The following is a 21,898-nucleotide window of genomic DNA, read 5'->3' as shown; positions in this document are numbered from 1 at the left end:
CATTCGCGTACATAAGACAGAATATACACAACCTATGAAGAGTAAAAGTTTAGTTTCTATCGATCAATGTTCCAAAGAGGACATTCTTCGTATACTGGATAACGCAAGGAAGTTTGAGGAGAACCCGAACCGGAAATTGCTGGAAGGCAAAGTAGCCGCTACCTTGTTCTTCGAGCCCTCTACACGCACGAGACTGAGTTTCGAGACCGCCGTAAATCGTTTAGGCGGACGGGTGATCGGTTTCTCGGACGCTTCCACGACCAGTTCCTCCAAGGGCGAGACCTTGAAAGATACGATCTTGATGGTAAGCAATTACGTGGACTTGATCATTATGAGACATTACCTGGAAGGAGCTGCCCGCTATGCCTCCGAGGTGACGGATATCCCTATTATCAACGCTGGTGACGGAGCGAACCAACATCCCTCGCAAACCATGCTAGACTTGTATTCCATCCGTAAGACACAAGGTAAGCTGGACGATCTCACCATCACGATGGTCGGCGATCTAAAATATGGCCGCACGGTTCATTCCTTGATCGTGGGAATGTCTCACTTCCACCCGACCTTCCATTTCGTCGCCCCGAATGAATTGCGTATGCCGGACGAGCAAAAGAACTTCTGTGACAAGCACGGTCTCAAATACGAGGAGCATACCGATTTCACGGAAGATATCATCAACCAGACAGATATCCTTTATATGACCCGCGTACAACGCGAGCGTTTCACCGACCTGGAAGAGTACGAACGGGTAAAGAACGTGTATATCCTGCGTAACGACATGCTGAGAAACAGCCGTGAGAACCTGCGTATCTTGCATCCGCTACCCCGTGTGAACGAGATCGCTTACGATGTGGACGATAATCCAAAGGCTTATTACATCCAACAGGCACGCAACGGGTTGTTCGCGCGTCAAGCTATCATTTGCGAAGTTTTAGGTATATCTATCGACGAATAAAAACGAAGTTTTATGTCAGCAGAAAAGAAAAAAGAATTGCAAGTAGCCGCCTTAGAGAACGGCACTGCCATAGATCATATTCCTCCCAGCCAATTATTTAAGGTTGCCTCTTTACTGGGGCTGGAGAAAATGAACAATACGATCACGATCGGAAATAATTTCCATAGTAACAAGATGGGGTGCAAGGGCATGATCAAGATCGCCGGCAAGTTCTTCGAGGAAGACGAGATCAACCGCATCGCCTTGATCGCTCCGAACGTTATCTTGAACATTATCCGTGATTATGAGGTTGTAGAGAAGAAGAAAGTTACTTTACCCGACGAGTTGATCGGACTGGTTAAATGTAACAATCCGAAATGTATCACCAATAATGAGCCGATGCTTTCCCGCTTCGATGTAATAGACAAGGAGAAAGGAACCATCAAATGCCATTATTGCGAACGTAAGATTAACAAAGAAGACATAATCATTAAATAATTTGAGAATTGAGAATTGAAAATTAGCTTTACGGAATCTTTAATTTTCAATTCTCAATTTCCAATTATAAAAGCGTAGTTTTTATTATGAAGCACGATTGGAAACCGGGAACCATGATCTATCCGTTGCCTGCCGTAATGGTGAGCTGCGGAAACAAGCCTTCTGAGTACAATATTATAACTGTCGCATGGGTCGGCACGATTTGTACGAACCCGGCGATGTGTTATATCTCTGTACGACCGGAGCGATTCTCTTATCCAATCTTGAAAAAGAATATGGAATTCGTCATCAATTTGACAAATCGTGAGCTGGCTTACGCTACGGATTGGTGCGGGGTAAACTCCGGAAAAGACCATCATAAGTTCGAGGAGATGAAGCTTACTCCCGGAAAAGCCACTGTTGTCAACGCCCCGACGATAGACGAATCCCCGCTTTGTATCGAATGCCGGGTAAAAGAGGTGATCGCGCTCGGAAGCCATGATATGTTTATCGCCGAGGTCGTGAACGTACAAGCCGATGATAAGTACCTTGACCCAGAGACGGGGGCTTTTGATATGCAGAAAGCAGACCTCCTGGCTTACTCGCATGGTAAGTATTATGGGTTGGGCGAATTTGTCGGAAAATTCGGCTGGTCCGTGAAAAAGAAAAAATAACGGCATGAAAAAAGTCTACTTTATAGGGGTATTGCTCTACCTCAGCCTGTCGGCAGAAGCCCAGAACCTTATACGCATCGAAGATAAGGCATTCAATTTCGGGGCGAAGGTGGGGTTCAACGCCACTTTCCCGATTATAAATTCTCTCTCCATCAACGGAAAAGAAGCGGAAAACATAGATATCGAATATAAGGTAGGCTATCTAGCGGCGATTTTTTGCCGGGTCAATATCGAGCGATTCTTCCTCCAGCCTAGTTTCTCTTGGCATCGCTCTGAGGGCAACATCCGTTTTTCAATGCCCCAAAGCCTGCCAGAAGATAATACACTCTCCATCACACCGGCGGCTACTTCCGATCTATTGATGATGAGAACCAATTCATTAGAGATTCCTATAATGGTAGGCTATAACCTAGTGAAGAAAGGGCCTTACGGGCTCAGTTTTATGGTTGGCCCCAAGTTAAAATACAATTATAAGATCGCATATACGGTAGAGTCTTCTACTACACACATCGAATACGTGAACGATAATACCCCTTTCGGAGTCAATATAGCTACCGGCGTGGGGGTTAGCATTGGACGATTATTCTTCGATTTCGTGTATGAGCTTGGGTTGAATCAAGTAGAATCCGATTTCGAGAAAGTCAACAACCCAGTTCCCGAGATCAATTACGATATCAATATCGACAAACGGACAAACGTGATGAGCATCTCGCTCGGCGTGCTCTTCTAAGAAACAATCTTATAATGCCCATCGCAAATACTTACAATGGGCATCATCCTTTTAATCATCTTTCATACGCTTAACCAATACCTTATCGATCCGGGCACCATCCATATCGACGATCTCGAACTCAAAGTCCAGCCATCTTAATTTCTCGCCCGTCTTCGGCACACGTTCCAAAATCTCTAAGATCAGGCCGCTCAAGGTATTATAATCATGCTCGGCATATAAATCCTCCATGTCAAAATATTCCAAGAAATCGTAGAATGAATACTGGCCATCCACCAGCCAAGTACCATCCTCACGTTGTATGATCTCGGACTCTTCCCCGACTTCCGGAACCTGGCCGATCAAGCCCTCCATAATATCCTTCAAGGTGACGATTCCTTGGATCCCTCCGAACTCATCCGTGACAAGCCCATATTTCACGTGAGTCTGCTTGAAAGACTCCAAGGCGTTGTACACACTCTGGTTCTCCGGCACGAACTGCGCCGGGCGAAGAACCTGGCTGATCGAGAAATCCGGCTGGTCTATCTTTCCGAACAAGTCTTTCAGATAAACAACCCCTACTATATTATCGAACTTCTCCGAAGCCACGGGATATATATTGAATAAATTCTCTTCCACCTTCTCCCGTATCTTCTCCGTACTATCCGTCACGTCCAACCAGACCAGCTCGCTGCGGTGTGTCATGATAGAGCCTACGTCGCGGTCTCCAAGATTAAATACCCGTTCCACGATATCCTGCTCCACCTCTTGCACCTCGCCACCATCGAAGCCCTCTTTCACGATCGCCTTGATCTCCTCCTCTGTCACCTTGTTCTCCTCTTTCGTATCCACGCCCGTCATCTTCACCGCCAACGCCGTGCTCTTAGAGAGCAACCATACAAAAGGCGAGGATATCAAGGATAATAAATTCATAGGCTTGGCAACCAGCATAGAGACCCTCTCGGCACAACTCATGCCAATCCGCTTCGGTACCAACTCTCCAAATATAAGCGTAAGATACGTAACGATAATGACGATCGTCGTTTTAGCGATACCCAAGGCATACGGTTCCAAGGCAGGGATCCGCGCTATTATGAGAGAGAAATTATGGGCTAGCGCCTCGCCCGAGTATAAACCAGTCAATATACCGATCAACGTAATCCCAATCTGGATGGTTGAGAGAAACCTATCTGGCTCATTCGCCAGCTTCAAGGCAGTACCCGCAGATTTATTTCCGCGTTTCGCCTCCGTCTCCAACCTAGCCTTTCGGGCCGAGACCAAGGCGATTTCCGACATCGCAAGAATTCCATTAAGTAAGATAAGGCCAATAATAATGACAATTTCCATTAATTAATTTACAGTTTGATTTTGCTGCGAAGATATATAAATACTTTAATATACGAAACAAGATCTCCAAGGTCTGCGCTTACATTTAACTAAAAAACCTTACGAATCCCTTGCAATTTCAAAAGAAAGGCGTACTTTTGCATGACAAATACAAAGTGTGACTAGAAATGCTCGATAAAATTAAGGCTCTGCTTCAAGAAGTAGAGAATATGAAAGCGGCGAATGCCGAGGAACTAGAAGCTTTACGTATAAAATATCTCAGCAAAAAAGGCGAGATATCAGCGTTGATGAATGATTTCCGCAACGTAGCGGCCGATCAGAAACGTGAGGTTGGTAAACACTTGAACGAATTGAAGGAAATAACCCAGAGCAAGATCAACGAACTAAAAGAAAGCTTTGAGAACGTACAGACCGCAGACGATGATATTGATCTGACTCGTACGGCTTATCCGATCGAACTAGGCACTCGTCATCCTTTATCACTTGTTAAGAAAGAAATATGCGATATATTCGGACGGTTGGGATTCAGCATCGCTGAAGGACCGGAAATCGAGGATGACTGGCATGTCTTCTCTTCCTTGAATTTCGCCGAAGATCATCCCGCCCGCGACATGCAGGATACATTCTTTATCCAGCATAATCCGGATGTATTGCTTCGTACACATACTTCCTCCGTACAGACACGCGTTATGGAAAGGCAAGAGCCGCCCATCCGCATCATCTGTCCGGGACGTGTCTATCGTAATGAGGCTATCTCCTATCGTGCCCACTGTTTTTTCCATCAGGTAGAGGGATTATACGTAGATAAGAATGTCTCATTCGCCGACTTGAAACAAGCCTTGTTATTCTTTGCCAAGGAAATGTTCAGTCCGGACACGAAAATCCGCTTACGTCCTTCTTACTTCCCGTTCACGGAGCCATCTGCCGAGATGGATATCTCTTGTAACATCTGCGGAGGTAAAGGTTGCCCATTCTGCAAAGGAACCGGTTGGGTGGAAATCCTCGGTTGCGGTATGGTAGACCCGAATGTGCTTGAGAACTGCGGTATCGACAGCAAGATTTATTCAGGCTACGCATTGGGAATGGGTATTGAGCGTATTACCAATTTGAAATACCAAGTAAAAGACTTACGCATGTTCTCGGAAAACGATGTTCGTTTCCTGAGACAGTTTGAGTCGGCCAATTAAATTGAAAACCTAAATCATTTACCATCCCCCGGGCTCTTAACCAGGCCCGGGGAAAACACACAGGGGCAATATGATAAAGGTTTTTCTTTTAATAATAGGAGGAGCTATCGGGTCCGCTCTACGGTTCGGGGTTTCCACGTGGGTGCAGCGGTCGATGCTTTACTCCTTCCCTTTTGGTATTCTGTCGGTCAATGTGATCGGCTCCTTCTTAATTGGCTTCTGCTGGAGTATAGCGGAAGCCTATAATTTTTCTATCAATACAAGAGCCTTCCTCTTCACCGGTCTTTTTGGTGGTTTCACGACCTTCTCCTCATTCACTCTCGACACGATGGTGCTTATGCGCACAGGAGAGTATAAAATGGCATTACTCAACATATTGGCCAGTAATATCCTTGGCCTGATAGCGGTCTTTCTGGGAATTATTCTAGGAAAGAATCTTATCTCTATAATTAAATAATACAAACAATCACGTTAATCAAGCCAACTTCCTTTGCCAATAAGATACAATATAGTCAACCTAAAACGTGAAACTACAGTAAGCTTGTTTATTTTTGGTGCATTCCCATTTGTATATTCCTATTAAAAGTTATACCTTTCGGATGCGAAAAAAACAGAAACCAAGAAAACAATGCGAAAAGAAGAAAGATATAAGGGTGTATTAAATTGGTTTAAGGAAAACATCCCGGTAGCCGAGACGGAATTACATTATGACGATCCGTATCAATTATTAATAGCGGTAATCCTATCTGCGCAATGTACGGATAAACGGGTGAATATGATCACCCCGGCCCTGTTCGAGGCATTCCCGACCCCAGAAGTAATGGCTGCCAGCACACCGGAAGTTGTCTATGAATACATACGCAGCGTATCCTACCCGAACAACAAGGCCAAACATTTGGTGGGTATGGCAAAGATGCTGATAGAAGATTTCAACGGCGTGGTTCCCTCTGATATAGATGAGCTACAGAAACTACCGGGTGTAGGGAGAAAAACGGCGAACGTGATCGCCTCCGTCGTATACGACAAGCCGGCCATGGCTGTAGATACGCACGTATTCCGTGTATCCAACCGGATCGGCCTTACCAATAATAGCAAGACCCCTTTGGAAACCGAGAAAGAATTGGTGAAGAACATTCCGGAAGAACTGATCCCCATAGCCCATCACTGGCTGATATTACATGGAAGATATGTTTGCCTCGCCCGAAAACCCAAGTGCGAGGAATGCGGGTTAAAGCCTTGGTGTAAATATTTCCTAAAGCAAACATGACTATCGGCAAGAAGGACATAACGATATTTATTGTCTTGTTTTTGGTTACGATCTCATGCGTGGGGTACTTTTACAAGAATATGAGCGATGAGCAGCTTGTCGCCACGGCTGATCCTTATGGCCTGATCATCCCGACCCCCAAGGCTATTTTCGCCATTAACCATCCTTCTGTGTTCGAGAGAATGATTCTCCCCATGAAGAATATACACAAGGTATTCTCGGATCATATATCCTCCATTTTTCTGTCTTTGATACAGGAGAACCCTGATCTGTCATCTTTTCTGATCGCTTACTATCCACAAGGGGATATCTTGTATGTCCCCATGAATAATTATACGGCGAAACGTATCTTCAAGCAATTGGACGCTTCGTTCGCCTTCCCTGCCCAGCGACAAGAGGAGGCTTCTATTCCCGTAAGATATTATCCGGACATCGATAAGCTGTTCTTGGGTTGTTACTATCACGAGGGTATATTTGTCGCATCTTACAACCGGAAACTATTGGTGGAGACGATGGAAAGGCAACAGGCACATCCCGTGCGTATCATCCCGGAATTAGAAGAACTAATCAATAAAAAAGGCAAGAGCAGCACCATGAATCTCTTTCTCCCTAGCGCTCCGTTAGATTTATACACGCATATAAACGACTCGACAGAATGGAGGATGAGGAATCAATGGCTGGCAGTGGATTTATTCTATAGCGAAGGGAACCTTTGCTGCTTCAATGAGCAACCTTATGAGGAAATATCGGAGGAAGTTTACCAAAATCTTTGTGATACGATAACAAACAGAATCAATCAGCTATTCCCACAAATAAAAACCACGGCACAGGTCAGTCATGACGAGGCCGTGGCGTATTTTACAGTTTGTGGGAATTAGGTATCAGCCTCTGCTTTCTTAAGCGCCGATACAAACGTATCTTTCACGAATAAATATCCGATACACCCGAACAAGGCGAGGAAGACAAAACCGACCAAGATCAGCAGCTTCTTAGGAGAAGATGCTTTCAAGGGTACGGTAGCCGGTTCGATCACGGTATACACGGGTGTTTCCTCCTGTACACGTAATTTGTCTTGCTCTAACTTCTGCGCCAACGTATTATAGACATTAAACGTAAGAGTCATCTCGTTCTTCAAACGTTCTTGCTCCGTACGGTAGCTGGAAGATATGATATTACGGTTGGCATCCTCGAAAGCAGCGTACGCACGTTGCGCTTTATAATAAGCGTCGCGCGACTCGCCAAACACCTTCTGGGTGAACTCAAGGTCTTGTTTCACTTTCTGCGTACGATAATTCGTTATGTAATCCTGAAGGTTCTCCAAGACCACCTTCGTTATCTGAGCGGAAATAACCGGGTCTTGCATCTGTACGGAAGCCGTGATAACCAAGGTCTTCTTATCTACAGAGACGGATACCCGCTCTTGCAAAGCCTTCACCACCTCTTCTTGTTCCTTCGTCAAGTGATAAGGATTCAAGCCCTCCGACTCCTCCTCCTCTCCGGAAATCAGGCTCATGACCGCACCCAACGCCTTAAAAGGGGCCGAGATAACGTATCCCCACCAAGCCTTGCGTTGGTGGTCGTTCATATAATCAAATAAAGTGGTGCTTAATTCCTTTTCCTCATCGGTAACCTGTACCGGAAACAATTCCAACAAGAACGGAGTACTCTGCACTACATCCGGATACAAATCCGGAGAGATAGCGTCCGCGCCAGCCGCGGTATTAAGGTTAATCCCAGCCATAGCGGCCAAACCGCCAAGACTGGACTTCTTCGCGGCATCTTGTGTCTCCGGCGCCAATTTCACCGTAGTCGTATACTCCTTCGGAATACTGAAGGCAACTACCAAGCCTACCACTATCGCGATGCCACAGCCCTTCAATAAGAACTTACGCTCTTTCCACAACTTTTGCGCCAACTCAATCAAATCAATCTCCTGCTCCTCGGGCAACTCTCGTGTCTTTATCTCATTCATCGTATCCATGCCTGATTAGTTTTTAATCATGTTAACAATAGAGGTAATCATCGCAGCCATAGAGGTAGCGGAGCTACTGAGACTCATAATCTCAGCCAAGCTTCGGCGTTCACGTTGCGTCTTCGTCGGAACTACGATCTCGCAACCAGGTTCCACTTTCGGATAACGCTTGAAGAAGATGGCGGTACGTTTTGTCGTGGCGACCTTGCCATTCATATAGATCACGATCGGATACTTACGTGCGATATCGTTATAACCGCCGGCTTGAGACAAGCAATCCTTGACCGACATACCTTTCGTGTAAGTCACGCTATTCGGATAAGTCACGGCACCGCTCATCTTCACCGTGCTTTGTAGTTGCGGGATATAGAGCTCATCACCATCGCGGAGCACGACATCATCGATACTACCCGGCTTCGCCAAGGCTTTCTCTAAGTCGATACCTACGGAATAATCCTTTACATTCATCAACGCCACGCCGATAGAATCTCGGCTTTGCTTATTCGCCTCACTCAATGCCAAGAGGGTTTCCATGCGTTTCAACTCATCTTCCGTCAACTGACGCTTCAGGCTGGCTCCTCTTACATAAGCCTCAGGAGTAACGCCTCCTGCCTTCGCGATAATATCGCTCAAACGAGCGTTCTTCGTAGCCAGTACATAGTTGCCGGCAAAAGTAATCTCGCCACTCACTTTCACAACCTGTTGCTCGTGATATCCCGGAGAGAAACGGACATAAACCTCATCGAACGGCTCCAACGTAAAAATCGTATCTCCGGCACCAACCTTAAAATCCTCGCTCAACGAGAAGTTATATACATCCGCTATCCGATTGAGATTCTGGTTGGAACTCGGATCTTTTACACGACGGGCTACCTCTACATTGATGGAAGACGCAGACTCTCTTAAACCTCCGGCCATCATGATAGCATCCTCTATCGTCAGGTTATGACGATACGGAAGCACCGTATCCGGATAATTCACGGCTCCACCCACCTTGATCGTATAGGGCTCGCGCAAATCGAACAAGGAAGGTATGCTTAATTGATCTTCCGCTTGCAGCTCCACGTCCGGCGCCGTACCGTTCAAGATACCACGTATATCCACAGCGATCATCGTTGTCGTGAAATCCGGGTTTAAGCGAGTAATCAACGCACGACCGGCGAACTCATCTCCCTTAAGGCCCGCAGCCTGTTTTACCAATTGTTTCACCGTCCGGACCGAAGGGCTCAACTCATACTCGCCCGGACGCCATACGGCTCCCGTCACGATCAAACGATTCTCATAGAAAGGAATGACGGAATCCACTCGCAAAGAGTCACCATCTTGCATCACAAAAGAAGCGAACTCATTCTCGGAAACCGTAGAGATCTGATAACGACTCTCGGATTTCCGTTTCACCTGTACGTCTTTCGTGTAGGCATCGCCGGTAAATCCACCGGCCATATCCAACAGTTGTTTCAAGGTCTCGCCTTTACGCAACTCAAAAACACGGTTACGTTTTACCTTGCCTCGCACCGCCACCAACTGGTCATACGGGCCTACCATAATCATGTCATTCTCTTCCAGACGGACATTCGTGGTATATTTTCCGTTCAACAAATAGTCGTACACATCAAGATTCGCGATTTCCTTGCTATTGCGGTATACCTTGATACTACGCAAAGAACCGATCTTGTTTACACCTCCCGCGGCATACAAGGCATTGAACAAAGTAGCGAACGAGGGCAACGTATATGTACCCGGGGCTACTACCTCGCCGACAATGTTCACCTTCATGCTACGAATCTGGCTCAAACTTACGGAAACAAATGTATTACCTTCTCCAGAACCAGACAGCGTAGACATGATCTGGCTCAACTCTTGGCGCAAACGGGTCTCCGCTCCGTCAATCGTCAATCCACTGACAGAGACCGGGCCTAGATTGGGTACAAGAATCGTACCGTCCGGAGAAATCTTCAATTTTAAGTTTAGCTCTGAATCACCCCACACATTAATCAATAACTCGTCACCAGCAGAAAGCACATAATCTTTAGGAGTAGGGATGTTTAAATCCGGGGCGAAAGATAAGTTTTTGTTCGAGAAAATCTCACGCCCGAACACGGTATTCTCTAAAGCCGATTCGGGAAGATTGTTTCTACGTTGGGCTTCCAAGGATTGTACTTCATCGGTCACCGGCATCACCCGGTCGCTAACCTTCGCATCGGTAGCGGTAACTTGAGACCTGCCCGCCCCTTCCTCTTGTTTCATACGCTTGGCTAGTTCCTGCTGGATCTGCGTCTCCGACATTCCAGCGGCTTTCGCCTTGTCAATTAAATCTTGCGGAACCTGTGCGCACACAGAGCCCGACAGTAATAAGCAACATACGCATAGTACGTTCTTAAACGATAAATTCATACAGTCTATTATTGTTTTTATTATATACCACTCCTGCTATAAGCGACTAACTTAAAAAGCAGCTATTCTCTAGATTTTCAGCCGCAAAGATAAAGAATCTTTTTTAATATATGACTTAAAAACTCACTGTTAATCCATCATATGAATAATGTACATGCGGAGGTAACTCTTTTTCAACAACCGCATGTAATCCTATGCGATGGCTCATATGGATTAAATAGGCCTCCTTGGGCCGGATACGGGATATATTCGCAAGGGCTTCCTCCAAGCTCTCGTGTGATTGGTGCTCTCCTTTCCGAAGAGCGTCAATGATCAATACATCAAGGTTTTCCAGTTTGGCGTATTCTTCTTCCGGTAGATATTTAAGGTCGGTCAGATAAGCCATATTACCGATACGGAAACCCAAGATCGGTAATTTGGCATGCATGACACGGACAGGGATGACCGTGACGCCGGCGGCCTCAAAGGGCTTAGTCCCGATCGTATGCAAGACAAGGTTTGGCACCCCCGGATATTTATGTTCCCGAAATACATAAGGGATACGGGTCTTTATCGCCTCCACCACATTGTCTTCCGCATAAATATCCACATCCTTATACCGACCGAATGGGCGCAGATCATCTAAGCCTCCTACATGATCGTAGTGCTCATGGGTTATCAAGACCGCGTCAAAATGGTAAATCTTATTGGTTATCATTTGCCAACGGAAATCCGGTCCACAATCGATCAATATCCGTTTCCCTTCCGTCTCTACCAAGATCGAGGCTCGCATACGCCAATCGCGGGGGTCCGCACTGGTACATACCTCGCATTGGCAACCTATCTCAGGATTGCCCGTAGACGTTCCTGTTCCTAAAAAAACGATTTTCATTATCCCACATATTTAACCTCAGGCATAAGCTCTATACCGAAATGATCTTTTACGGCGGTACGGATACTCTCTGCCACCAACGCGATCTCATGCCCCCGGGCATCTCCTAAATTCACTAATACCAACGCCTGTTTCTCGTAAACACCTACCGATCCATGTTTTTTCCCCTTGAACCCACATTGCTCAATCAACCAACCGGCCGGAACCTTGACCTTCCCTTCCGAGGCGGGATAAGAGGGTATTTCCGGATATCGCTTTTTCAATTTCTCAAAATGTCCCGTCGTGATTATCGGGTTCATGAAAAAACTGCCGGCGTTGCCTAGCACCTCCGGATCGGGAAGTTTCCGCTTGCGAATCGTCATGACAGCCTCACGGACCGCTTCCAAGGTGACTTCCGGATACCCCGCCAACTCTTCCTTCAAATTCCCATAATCTACCGAGAAGCAAGGATTCTTGGATAACCGGAGCGTGATATAAGTAATGATGTGGGGATCATGGTGCTCATTCTTAAAATAACTATCACGATATCCATACTCGCAATCCTTATTCGTAAACGTCCGTTTCTCGAACGTCAGTTGGTTGTAAGCTTCCACGCTCTCGATCACGTCTTTGATCTCTACGCCATAAGCGCCGATATTCTGAATAGCGGCCGCTCCAGCCTCGCCGGGTATCAAGGAGAGATTCTCTATGCCTCCCCATCCTTTCGATACGGCGTATGCCACGACATCGTCCCAAATCTCTGCCGCCCCGACACGGAGCGATACGTATTCGTCCGTTTCTTCCGAGACAGAAATCCCCTTGATTCGAGAATGGACGATAATGCCATTATAATCATTGATAAACAACAGATTGCTTCCACTCCCTATGTGCAAGGACAAACATTCCTGAAAGTACTCATCATGCAAGATTTGTTGTAACTCTTCCTCTGTCTCATACTCCATAAACCAACGTGTCTTTACCGGAAGATGGAAGGTATTGTGTTTCTCCAACGAATAATTCTGCTCAATTCTCATCGTTTATTTTATTTTTAGGACAAAAGTAGTTATAAATAACTCATCCACAAATTATGTGGTTCCGGATTTTTTTAATAGATTTGTACATAGAGTCGATCGTATGGATGAGAACACGTCCGGCATATCCGGTGAGATACAGAAAATGATCCTCGACAAGTTAAATGCGTTCAACCGGGGAAAAACGTCCGACAAAGGGCGGTACTACATTCTTTTGCCTACCTCAAAGACCTTATATTACACCCTTTGGTTCTTTACCCCCTCGGCCATCTATCACCCGACGGTCTATTTGGCGAATCTCGACTTGAACGTCATAAGCTCGGTAAACAAGGCGATTAAAATGGTAAACAACTCCTTCCTGCCTTTATATATAACGACAGATATTAAAGATTCTCCCGATAACGGTGATGATATCATTTCCTTTGGCAAATACAGAGGATATCATTTATATGATATTTATACGATTGATCCCCGATATGTCGTTTGGATCGCCGACAAATACGAGCCTCGCGTAAAAAGTGAGATGCGCTTTAAAGAATTGGCCGTGACCTACAGCAAAATCTATCTAGACCTACAGACCCGCAAGAAATATAAAATGCCCGTAAGCCGCTTTGTCGGGACACCGGGAGAGAAACTGAGCGATTTAAAGCTGACGATCACCAGAGTCCGCATAGAAGACGATTCCTACAAGACCCGGATCATCCGCGGCACCGAGTATTTTTATGTAGATCAATTGCTCACGGCCGTAGACATCGCCGGAAATTATTTCTTATTAAGAATAAAAGCGAAAGATCGCAGTCTTACTACGCAAACCTTGCCTCCGGGCGCTCACGCTTTCCAAGTAGGGGAAAAATTAACCTTGATTTCCGCGAAGGTCTTAAAACACATAGAGTCCCGTAATACTAAGTACACACGAATAGGGTATATCAAGTTTCAATAAACGTTCTGAAATTCACAAATTGATATACATTTAACATTTTTTATTCTTAAAAATGTAACAAACACACGCAGGCCTTGTTTAATAAGAAACTCAAATGTAAATGTATCTTTGCAAAACGTAACTATAAAACCAACATCAAAGTGTACATTTGTGGTGTTTAACAATTAAAAAAATTTGTATTTATGAACAAAGCAGAACTTATAGAGGCTTTAGCAGACAAGACCGGGTTACAAAAGCAAGAAGCAAAGAAAGTATTGGACGCTTACATCGAGATCGTAACAGAGCGCATGTCTGAGAATGAGGAAATCGTACTTGTCGGATTCGGGACACTTATCCCAAGGCCGCAAACACAACGTCTCGCCAGAAATCCTAAAACAGGAACTCCGGTAATGATTCCCGCTCGTACGACCGTAAAATTCAAACCGGGTAAATTCCTCCTCGAGGCAATGAACGCCCACCTGAAGTAATAACGCCATAGAGCGTCTCCCCCTTAGTAAAAGGTTAAAAAACATAAGTTGAAATTCTTCATTCAATAAGCATGGATGAAAAACTTCATACTTATGTTTTTTAGTGTCCGGAAATGATTACTTTTGAGCTCAAAAAAGACTCATGAGAATCATTAATCTTGGAGATACAAACTCCATATTAAACAAGTTCGTAGCAGAACTTAGAGACGTAGACATACAAAAAGACAGCCTTCGTTTCCGCCGTAACGTTGAGCGTATCGGGGAAATCATGGCTTACGAGATCAGCAAGGAGTTTCATTACAGCACGAAAGACATCCAATCTCCACTAGGTATAGCCCCGATGAATACACCCGACGACCCGATCGTGATCAGTACGATCTTACGTGCCGGGCTTCCATTCCACCAAGGTTTCCTCCGGTATCTGGATAACGCCGAGAACGCTTTTGTCTCCGCATACCGTAAATATAAAGACCGCTTGAATTTCGACATTCATATTGAATACATCGCCTCTCCCAGCTTAACGGGTAAGACCCTGATCATCTCAGATCCGATGTTGGCCACCGGAAGTTCCATGGAACTGGCATACGAGGCCTTGCTGACAAAAGGAGTCCCCGCCCATGTACATGTAGCCTCTATCATCTCGAGCAAACAAGCCCTGGAATATATACAGAAAAAGATGCCGGATGACAAGACTACGATCTGGATCGCCGCATTAGATAATGACCTCGACGATCATTCTTATATCGTTCCCGGATTAGGCGATGCCGGAGATTTAGCGTTCGGCGAGAAGGAATAAGGATGCGTAAACCAAAACGTACTGCCTTTTCCCAGTTCGGAACTCACCCCGATCCGGCCGCCTAGCCTATTTACGATAGTCTCGCAAATAGAGAGCCCCAAGCCCGTACCTTGCTTAAACGTATCTCCTTTGTAAAAACGATCAAAGATATGGGCTTGTATCTCTTGGCTCATCCCCTCTCCCGTGTCGGTCACGGAGAATCTTATCTCGTCTCCTACGATCTCATAAGCTAGGGTGATAGAGCCTTTACTCGTATATTTGATCGCATTGTTGAGGAAATTGGAGATTACTTGTATCAGCCGCATACGATCGCTATAGATTTGGCATTCCGGCAAATCGTCGGGGGCGATCAAGACAACATTATCCGGCATTTTGATACGGAAAGAGGTCATGATCTCGTTGACCACCTCTTTCACATTCATATCGGCCAGCTTGAAATCCATCGTACCGGACTCGATCTTAGCTAAATCCAGAATATCACTGATCAATTGAAGCAACATTTGATTATTACTGTTGATGATTTCCACGAACTCACGTTTCTCCTCTGGATCGTTCGTATCTGTCAGTAATTGAGAGAAACCAACAATAGCATTCAACGGCGTACGAATCTCATGGCTCATATTCGCAAGAAAAGCAGACCTCAAACGATCCAGTTCCTCTGCCCTCTCTTTCTTCAATTGGGAGTCTTTTAACTCCGTGATGTCATAATTAATGCATATCATCTCCGGCTTATCCGGATCCACGCTTTGAGGATTACGGGTAATGTTGGCACAAATCCATTTCCATCCGTCACCGGACTTCACACGTATTTCCCTGCGGAAATGATGCGCCTTACCTTGCCTCACTTTCTCGAAGAACGAGTTTATATGTTTCGCGTCATCGGGATGGATGTACGAATAGACCCCGATAATCTGGGACAAGGGAGTTCCGTCTTTCTCGCCCATATTCTCATACCATTGCTTAATAGCGTATCCCTCAAACGAATATAAATCATAAAGGGCGTAACCAACCTTGGCGTATACGCTGACCAATGTAAATACATTCTCAAACTCAGCGATACGGTTATAAGCGATCATCTTTTCCGTATTATCAAAATTAATAAGTAAATAACAGGAAGGTTCGCCTCTTTGGTCATATAAGATACGGGCCTTGGTCATGATATCCAACTCCCCTACCTTTGAGGTATTATAATAATTATCGACCTTTTTAAATGGATAATTCAGCCGGAAATTCACGGGTTTATTTTCCTTGAGTTTCTTGATCACATCTTTAGGAAGAATCGGATTGCTAAAAATATTGACCCCTAAGACATCCATCTTCGATCGGATACCGAATATCTCCATATCCTTCTCGTTCAAATCTATCAGATAACCGTCTCTGTCATAAAGCTCGACACCCACGGGCAGATTCGCATATAGTTTACGAAAGACCGTCTCATTATGTTCGACCATCTTTTCGATCTTTTCCTCTTTCAACCTAAAATCAGGCAAAATCTGGAATATACCCAAAGCTTTCACACATACCCCATTATCCAATTCACGCTCACACAATCTGGAACGTACCCATTTCTCTCCTGTTGGCGTTATTATCGGAAATACCTGCTCATACGTATCCACAGACTGAATCGACAGAAAATCCTTGGTAATCAGATCCCTGAAATCTTCCCGGATTATATGGTAGAACTCAAAAAAAGAAAGATTATTCCCTTTCTTTCCCAATATACTCATCAAATAATCGGAACAGATATAACTTCTCTGTACAAAATCGGCTTCCCATAAGCCGACTTCCGCTCTAGCCAATAATTTATATTGATCGAATTGAGTAGCCTGTATTCCCTCCATAAAAATATTCCTCTAATAAAATTATCTCATGACCGCACAAAGATATAATTTAAATAGCATAAATCCGCTATAATAAAAAAAGAGATTGTCCCGGGATTAATCGAGACAATCTCTTTCTATAATTAGAATTCCTGATACAAATTATTTCAGTTCCTTGATGCGAATATTACGAAATTTAACGGGGGAACCATGTCCTAAGAAACCTATATGGCCTTTCTTATTAAACAATCCTGGATGCTCTTTTCCGTCTGGCGTGCCATTTTTCACGGCATCCCTTATATTCCCATCCAAGATCACGACTCCATTCACCGTCACACGAATATGATCGCCGTCTGCCATAATCTCTTCCGTATTCCATTCGCCAACCGGCTTGAGCACTTCCGAATGATTCTCACGAGCCGGAATGATACCATATACGGAACCATGATGCTGCAAAGGAGTGATATCGCTATAGATAGGATGCTCACAATCCAAGATCTGCACCTCCATACCTACATAAGCGGCATCTCCTTCCATCGGGGCACGGATACCGACTCCGTTATTCGCTCCCGGGGTCAATTGGAAGTCAAAACGATAGATAAAGTTTCCGTATTCCTTCTTCGTATATAGGTTACCTCCGAAACTACTACTTGGGACCATAGAAATACAGCCATCCTCCAAGATATAATCTACCGTGTTTCCTGTCCATTCATGCATATTCGTTCCGTCGAACAGGATTTTGAACCCTTCTTTTTCTTCTTCCGGAGACAACTTGAACGGTTCTTGTTTCTCTAGCTCTTTCACGTATATATTCCGGTAATAAACCTTACTGCCATGAGCTTGCAACTCAATTTGCTCAACCGGGAAAATCGGAAGCTTACGATCCCAGAAGTTTTCCAAGATCACATTATCCACCACCTTTTCTCCGTTCAAGACAACCGTTACACGGTCACCGATCATCTTAATATAGAAAGTATTCCACTCTCCTAGTTTATTATCGGCAACTTTCGAAGGTTTGCTTTCATTTACCTGATTGTTGTATAGACCACCGGAACCTACTTGTGCGCCAACATTCACCCGGGAAGTATCCCAGATCTGCACTTGAGGCGTGCCGCGCAGATAAATACCGGCATCAGCCTCGGGACCTTTCGGATCTAACATCCAGTCCACGTACATCTCGAAATCGCCATATTGTTTCTCCGTACATAAGTTGTCGTACCCTGTACCGTCAAATACCAATAAGCCATTCTCGACTTTCCAGTCGCGACGCATATTCTCATCTGCCTTCTCCTGCGCTTTCTCCAATTGGGCCGGTTTCATTTTCGCACGGGCAATCGGATTCTCAACCAGGCCTTTCCAGCCTGTTAAGTCCTTACCATTAAAGAGGGAGACAAAGCCTACCTCGTCCGGCATCGCATCCAAATGTTGCTTCAAGGCATCGATATCGTAACGAGCGTCTTCCCCGTCAAACATGGTCAATACACGTCTTAAGATCGCCTTCACGTTGTCACCCTTATATTCCGGATGGTTACGGGCGATATTCCAAATCGCATAAACAGCCGCCGAGCGGACAGCCGCGTCATTCGAGTCTAGGAACTCCGACGCATACATCAACGCCAAGAATGTATCTGCCCGTTGGATCTGACGTAAAATAAGAGCTTTCTGCTCGCTCGTCCGGGCGATCTCCATGACCTTCCGCAAGCTTAACAAACGATTCTCTCCCGTAAATACCGGATCAGAAACCAATTGTACATAACGCTTCAACGCTTTATCAAATACTTGGTCGGAAGAGGTAGATTGACAAACCGCAAATAGCTCATCGGCAGCCTCGATACCCTTCCACACCAACAAAGCATCGAATGCCGCATCCTTAGCCGCCCCATTGCCTTTATTCAGGCCTTCCACGATTGTAGCCAAGGCCTCCTTCTCGCCAGTCGCCGATAACACCTTATAATAGAGATATCTCTTGCTATCCCCTGCTTGTATCATACGGCGATTCACGTTGGATACTTGAGTAGCCGCCGGCTGCTTTGAGATAGCGACAATGATCGCATCTTGAATCGGCTCAATAGCGGAAGCCTCCGCGGTCTCTAGCATTCCACACAACAAAGTGAAATCCTTCTCAGACACCACGTCTTTCAATGCGGTATACGCAGCTTTCTTCACCTCCGGAGAACCGGTTTTAATCTGATCCAGCACCGTATTCAGGTTAGCGTCGGCCATACGTATCGACAACAACTCCAATCCGGCGATCTTTCCAGCATCGGAAGCGGATGGAATTGCTTTAGCGACCGCTTGGTCAATATCCCCGTTAAATGCCATCAAAGCATCTTGGCCCAATAAAATCATTTGTTTATCCTCGCTCTTCAACAAATTCGCCAAAACGGGAATGACGCTCTTGTCTCCGATTTTAACCAAGGCCCAAACAGCGGCCTGCCGTACATCGAAACTTTTATCTTTCAACTGATCCAAGAGAACTTGTCGAGCCGGTAAATCAAAACGAAGTTCCAAATTCTTGATCACGTCATGTTTGGACGGGCATTTGCTCTCGCGGCCTATCCAATTCAATATATCCACCTTAGCTTCCGGCTTCGCCTTTAACATGTATTTCATGACCTCGATATAGACATTTTGATCAGCGAAACCCGAGGCGAAATTCAAGGCCGCGTTACGATATCCCTTATCCGGATCTTTCAGCGCAGACAACAAATTCTTTGTAGCAACCTCCGGCTTAGCGGCCAAAAGAATCTGAAGAGCGGCCTCACGAGTTTGTGTCATGCCCGCTTTCGTAGATTTCTTCAATAAATCATTCGCCGCTTTCTCCGCATCCTTGGTATCCCCTTGCTCAAGGACACGTTTTATCAAAGCGATATACGCCTCGTTAGCCCCTGTCTTTTCCATCGTATAACCGGCTTTCTCCGCTGCCGCGGCCAAATCCTTCAAAGAAGCTTTAGATCCAACCCGGCCCAACGCATAAAGAACTTCTTTCTGCATATTCTCGTCGCCGGAACCAAGCATCGCCTTCAATACATTTTCCGCATCGGCGATTTGTACGTCGGCAATCGCACGGATGATGTCTTTCTGCGTCTTCGGAGTACCCGAGCGACGCATCAAAGAGGTTACCAGAGCTTTCTTCGCATTATCGGTACGGATAGCGGACAACGCACGAGCCGCAGGGCCGCTTAGACTCTCATCATTCAAATAACCTGCCAGCGCATCCACGCACTCGTCTTTTCCCAATAATTGAATCTGCCGGATAATAAAAGCCTTTGTCTCCCGGTCGCTCACTTTATCCAAAGCTTTCAGATATGCGTTGGCCGTTACCAGGCGAGCCTTCTCCTCACCTTTCGCCATCACGTAATGAGTCAACCCGCTCAAGGCATAATCCACGTTCGAGTTACTGCCTTTCCCCGGGGCGTTAATCTTGTTTATTAACATCAAGACCCCTTCCTCGCCAGTAGAACTCAGGTCGTTAATTAATTTGTTATATTCAGCTTGTTGTTCTGCCGGCATCTGCGCCAATACATCGGCCACAATTGTTTTTGAGGTACGGTTAGCCGGGCTTTGAGCCATTAACATGCTACAGCTCAACAATAAGCTGGCAATCGATATATATACTTTTTTCATATGTGTACGTGTTTAGATATTCCAAGGTGCTCTCATCGGTTGGTCCAACAGGCGATTAGCGGCCTCATCATTAATAAATTCCAGTTTTACGGGATCAAAGTGAAGCGTACGATTCAAACGAAGGGCTACGGCACCCATGTTCACGATCGTAGCGGAACGGAAGCCATTACGCTCATTCAAGGCAAAAGGCTGACGGGTCTTCACGCACTCGATAAAGTCGGTAACCTGCGGCTCGGGTTCAGGATAATCGGATAACTTTTTCTCCCAATCCGGGATATCGCACACGAAATTCTTATATACATTACCGTTCGGTCCGGAAATATAAGGCGTGTCCGGGTCTCCGTAATCACCACCCCAGAGTACGATCTGGCAGCCATCCTCATAGGTATACGTGATCGAGCGCCAAGTACCCACAGCGTCCGGATGTTGTTGCGGAGCGTCTACTTCCACCTTTACCGGGCTGGTATCATCCTTTCCCAAGAAATATTGTACAGGATCGATATAATGCTGTCCCATGTCGCCTAAACCGCCACCATCGTAATCCCAGTATCCGCGGAATGTCTGATGCACGCGGTGCGGGTTATAAGGCTTGTAAGGGGCCGGACCTAACCAGAAATCATAATCCAGCTCGCTGGGCACCGACTGTGGTTCCAGATATTCTTTCCCGACCCAATAGAATTTCCAGTCGAAGCCGGTATGTTTACTGATCGTCACTTTTAGAGGCCATCCCAACATGCCGCTTTGAACCAGTTTCTTCAAAGGTTTCACGGGAGTACCCAATCCATAGAACGGGTCCGCGAAACGGAACCACGTATTCAAACGGAACATACGCCCGTATTGCTTCACCGCTTCCATCACCCGTTTACCCTCACCGATCGTACGGGTCATCGGTTTCTCGCACCAAATATCTTTTCCGGCCTTAGCAGCCTCGACAGACATGATACCATGCCAGTGAGGAGGTGTAGCTATATGAACGATATCCACATTTGGATCGAGGATCAGATCGCGGAAGTCATGGTATGCGGCGATCTTATCTTTTACCAGTTGTTTGCCTAGTTCCAGATGATTCTTATCGACATCGCACACGGCAACAAGACGAGTCCCGGCATAATCCACATGCCCGCGTCCCATACCGCCTGTACCGATAATTCCTTTTGTCAACTGATCACTTGGAGCGATGAATCCATTACCCAACACATGGCGCGGTACAATCGTAAATACCGCGATTCCTCCAAGAGTCTTCAGGAAGTCTCTTCTGTTTGTCTTCATAGTACGAATTTAAAAAATTAGATAGAATAGATTAACTTGAATGACAAAAGTAATCATAATACTTGAAGAGGCAAGAAGAATGTACACAAAAAAAGAGAAGGATACCTCAAAATGAGACATCCTTCCCCCCCTATTTT

Annotated in this window: 19 protein-coding genes; 11 read left to right on the top strand and 8 right to left on the bottom strand. The window is 45.6% G+C overall.

Annotation, left to right across the window (positions count from 1 at the left end; genetic code table 11):
* Positions 1-34: 34 nt before the first annotated feature.
* The 4 genes from pyrB to Q0110_RS02595 all read left to right on the top strand — a co-directional run bounded on the left by pyrB (position 35) and on the right by Q0110_RS02595 (position 2,815).
* Positions 35-955, top strand: coding sequence for an aspartate carbamoyltransferase (gene pyrB / locus Q0110_RS02610; RefSeq protein WP_297901953.1), 921 nt, complete (start codon positions 35-37; stop codon positions 953-955).
* Between the two features lie 12 nt (positions 956-967).
* On the top strand, positions 968-1,432 hold the full coding sequence (gene pyrI / locus Q0110_RS02605; protein WP_297901949.1) for an aspartate carbamoyltransferase regulatory subunit: 465 nt from the start codon (positions 968-970) through the stop codon (positions 1,430-1,432).
* Positions 1,433-1,518: 86 nt separating this feature from the next.
* On the top strand, positions 1,519-2,085 hold the full coding sequence (locus Q0110_RS02600) for a flavin reductase family protein (RefSeq protein WP_297901947.1): 567 nt from the start codon (positions 1,519-1,521) through the stop codon (positions 2,083-2,085).
* A 4-nt stretch (positions 2,086-2,089) separates the two neighbouring features.
* Positions 2,090-2,815 (top strand): porin family protein, encoded by a 726-nt coding sequence (locus tag Q0110_RS02595; protein ID WP_297901943.1) that lies wholly within the window; start codon positions 2,090-2,092, stop codon positions 2,813-2,815.
* A gap of 51 nt (positions 2,816-2,866) precedes the next feature.
* Here the strand turns inward: Q0110_RS02595 and Q0110_RS02590 are convergent, their stop codons facing one another.
* Positions 2,867-4,141 carry a hemolysin family protein gene (locus Q0110_RS02590; protein WP_297901940.1) on the bottom strand — a complete coding sequence of 425 codons (1,275 nt, stop codon included), beginning with the start codon at positions 4,139-4,141 and terminating at the stop codon, positions 2,867-2,869.
* Positions 4,142-4,308: 167 nt separating this feature from the next.
* Here Q0110_RS02590 and pheS point away from each other — a divergent pair, with 167 nt between their 5' ends.
* From pheS to Q0110_RS02570, 4 genes are all read left to right on the top strand, one after another.
* Positions 4,309-5,328: a phenylalanine--tRNA ligase subunit alpha gene (pheS, locus tag Q0110_RS02585; protein WP_297901936.1), complete on the top strand. Its 1,020-nt coding sequence runs from the start codon at positions 4,309-4,311 to the stop codon at positions 5,326-5,328.
* A gap of 70 nt (positions 5,329-5,398) precedes the next feature.
* Positions 5,399-5,785: a fluoride efflux transporter CrcB gene (crcB, locus tag Q0110_RS02580; RefSeq protein ID WP_297901933.1), complete on the top strand. Its 387-nt coding sequence runs from the start codon at positions 5,399-5,401 to the stop codon at positions 5,783-5,785.
* Between the two features lie 171 nt (positions 5,786-5,956).
* Complete coding sequence (nth, locus tag Q0110_RS02575; RefSeq protein ID WP_297901930.1) at positions 5,957-6,595, top strand: endonuclease III; 639 nt, start codon at positions 5,957-5,959, stop codon at positions 6,593-6,595.
* The gene (locus Q0110_RS02570) at positions 6,592-7,473 is read left to right on the top strand and encodes a hypothetical protein (protein ID WP_297901927.1); all 882 of its coding nucleotides are present in this window, start codon (positions 6,592-6,594) and stop codon (positions 7,471-7,473) included. The genes nth and Q0110_RS02570 overlap by 4 nt, the downstream gene beginning before the upstream one ends.
* On the opposite strand, the gene Q0110_RS02565 is transcribed toward Q0110_RS02570, so the two are convergent.
* The 4 genes from Q0110_RS02565 to murB form a co-directional block, all read right to left on the bottom strand.
* Complete coding sequence (locus Q0110_RS02565; protein WP_297901924.1) at positions 7,470-8,576, bottom strand: Wzz/FepE/Etk N-terminal domain-containing protein; 1,107 nt, start codon at positions 8,574-8,576, stop codon at positions 7,470-7,472. The genes Q0110_RS02570 and Q0110_RS02565 overlap by 4 nt on opposite strands.
* A gap of 6 nt (positions 8,577-8,582) precedes the next feature.
* Positions 8,583-10,961, bottom strand: coding sequence for an SLBB domain-containing protein (locus Q0110_RS02560; RefSeq protein ID WP_297901921.1), 2,379 nt, complete (start codon positions 10,959-10,961; stop codon positions 8,583-8,585).
* Positions 10,962-11,076: 115 nt separating this feature from the next.
* Positions 11,077-11,832 carry an MBL fold metallo-hydrolase gene (locus tag Q0110_RS02555; protein WP_297901919.1) on the bottom strand — a complete coding sequence of 252 codons (756 nt, stop codon included), beginning with the start codon at positions 11,830-11,832 and terminating at the stop codon, positions 11,077-11,079.
* Entirely contained in the window at positions 11,832-12,845 is a 1,014-nt protein-coding gene (gene murB, locus Q0110_RS02550) for a UDP-N-acetylmuramate dehydrogenase (protein ID WP_297901916.1), read from the bottom strand. Before murB ends, Q0110_RS02555 begins: the two co-directional genes overlap by 1 nt.
* 100 nt (positions 12,846-12,945) lie before the next feature.
* Between murB and Q0110_RS02545 the strand changes: the two genes are divergently transcribed.
* From Q0110_RS02545 to upp, 3 genes are all read left to right on the top strand, one after another.
* Positions 12,946-13,782, top strand: a complete 837-nt coding sequence (locus tag Q0110_RS02545; RefSeq protein ID WP_297901913.1) for a hypothetical protein — start codon at positions 12,946-12,948, stop codon at positions 13,780-13,782.
* 182 nt (positions 13,783-13,964) lie between these two features.
* A complete protein-coding gene (locus Q0110_RS02540; protein ID WP_005856836.1) occupies positions 13,965-14,249 on the top strand; it encodes an HU family DNA-binding protein in 285 nt (94 codons plus the stop codon).
* Positions 14,250-14,391: 142 nt separating this feature from the next.
* Positions 14,392-15,045, top strand: coding sequence for a uracil phosphoribosyltransferase (gene upp / locus Q0110_RS02535; protein ID WP_297901906.1), 654 nt, complete (start codon positions 14,392-14,394; stop codon positions 15,043-15,045).
* Here upp and Q0110_RS02530 read toward each other — a convergent pair.
* The 3 genes from Q0110_RS02530 to Q0110_RS02520 all read right to left on the bottom strand — a co-directional run bounded on the left by Q0110_RS02530 (position 14,988) and on the right by Q0110_RS02520 (position 21,761).
* Positions 14,988-16,886, bottom strand: coding sequence for a PAS domain-containing sensor histidine kinase (locus tag Q0110_RS02530; RefSeq protein WP_297901903.1), 1,899 nt, complete (start codon positions 16,884-16,886; stop codon positions 14,988-14,990). The two genes, upp and Q0110_RS02530, sit on opposite strands and share 58 nt — an antisense overlap.
* Positions 16,887-17,027: 141 nt before the next feature.
* Entirely contained in the window at positions 17,028-20,492 is a 3,465-nt protein-coding gene (locus tag Q0110_RS02525) for a DUF1080 domain-containing protein (protein WP_297901899.1), read from the bottom strand.
* A gap of 12 nt (positions 20,493-20,504) precedes the next feature.
* Entirely contained in the window at positions 20,505-21,761 is a 1,257-nt protein-coding gene (locus Q0110_RS02520) for a Gfo/Idh/MocA family oxidoreductase (RefSeq protein WP_297901897.1), read from the bottom strand.
* Positions 21,762-21,898 lie beyond the last annotated feature (137 nt).

It is taken from the genome of uncultured Parabacteroides sp. (assembly GCF_947855115.1).
Classification (GTDB): domain Bacteria; phylum Bacteroidota; class Bacteroidia; order Bacteroidales; family Tannerellaceae; genus Parabacteroides.
This window is presented reverse-complemented; position numbering and strand designations above follow the sequence as displayed.

Bases quoted from the DNA above. Each gene is read 5' to 3' on its own strand.
- pyrB (WP_297901953.1), top strand. From the start codon at position 35: ATGAAGAGTAAAAGTTTAGTTTCTATCGATCAATGTTCCAAAGAGGAC.
- Q0110_RS02565 (WP_297901924.1), bottom strand. From the start codon at position 8,576: ATGGATACGATGAATGAGATAAAGACACGAGAGTTGCCCGAGGAGCAG.
- nth (WP_297901930.1), top strand. From the start codon at position 5,957: ATGCGAAAAGAAGAAAGATATAAGGGTGTATTAAATTGGTTTAAGGAA.
- Q0110_RS02525 (WP_297901899.1), bottom strand. From the start codon at position 20,492: ATGAAAAAAGTATATATATCGATTGCCAGCTTATTGTTGAGCTGTAGC.
- murB (WP_297901916.1), bottom strand. From the start codon at position 12,845: ATGAGAATTGAGCAGAATTATTCGTTGGAGAAACACAATACCTTCCAT.
- Q0110_RS02555 (WP_297901919.1), bottom strand. From the start codon at position 11,832: ATGAAAATCGTTTTTTTAGGAACAGGAACGTCTACGGGCAATCCTGAG.
- Q0110_RS02600 (WP_297901947.1), top strand. From the start codon at position 1,519: ATGAAGCACGATTGGAAACCGGGAACCATGATCTATCCGTTGCCTGCC.
- upp (WP_297901906.1), top strand. From the start codon at position 14,392: ATGAGAATCATTAATCTTGGAGATACAAACTCCATATTAAACAAGTTC.
- pyrI (WP_297901949.1), top strand. From the start codon at position 968: ATGTCAGCAGAAAAGAAAAAAGAATTGCAAGTAGCCGCCTTAGAGAAC.
- pheS (WP_297901936.1), top strand. From the start codon at position 4,309: ATGCTCGATAAAATTAAGGCTCTGCTTCAAGAAGTAGAGAATATGAAA.
- Q0110_RS02540 (WP_005856836.1), top strand. From the start codon at position 13,965: ATGAACAAAGCAGAACTTATAGAGGCTTTAGCAGACAAGACCGGGTTA.
- Q0110_RS02595 (WP_297901943.1), top strand. From the start codon at position 2,090: ATGAAAAAAGTCTACTTTATAGGGGTATTGCTCTACCTCAGCCTGTCG.
- crcB (WP_297901933.1), top strand. From the start codon at position 5,399: ATGATAAAGGTTTTTCTTTTAATAATAGGAGGAGCTATCGGGTCCGCT.
- Q0110_RS02520 (WP_297901897.1), bottom strand. From the start codon at position 21,761: ATGAAGACAAACAGAAGAGACTTCCTGAAGACTCTTGGAGGAATCGCG.
- Q0110_RS02590 (WP_297901940.1), bottom strand. From the start codon at position 4,141: ATGGAAATTGTCATTATTATTGGCCTTATCTTACTTAATGGAATTCTT.
- Q0110_RS02530 (WP_297901903.1), bottom strand. From the start codon at position 16,886: ATGGAGGGAATACAGGCTACTCAATTCGATCAATATAAATTATTGGCT.
- Q0110_RS02570 (WP_297901927.1), top strand. From the start codon at position 6,592: ATGACTATCGGCAAGAAGGACATAACGATATTTATTGTCTTGTTTTTG.
- Q0110_RS02560 (WP_297901921.1), bottom strand. From the start codon at position 10,961: ATGAATTTATCGTTTAAGAACGTACTATGCGTATGTTGCTTATTACTG.
- Q0110_RS02545 (WP_297901913.1), top strand. From the start codon at position 12,946: ATGGATGAGAACACGTCCGGCATATCCGGTGAGATACAGAAAATGATC.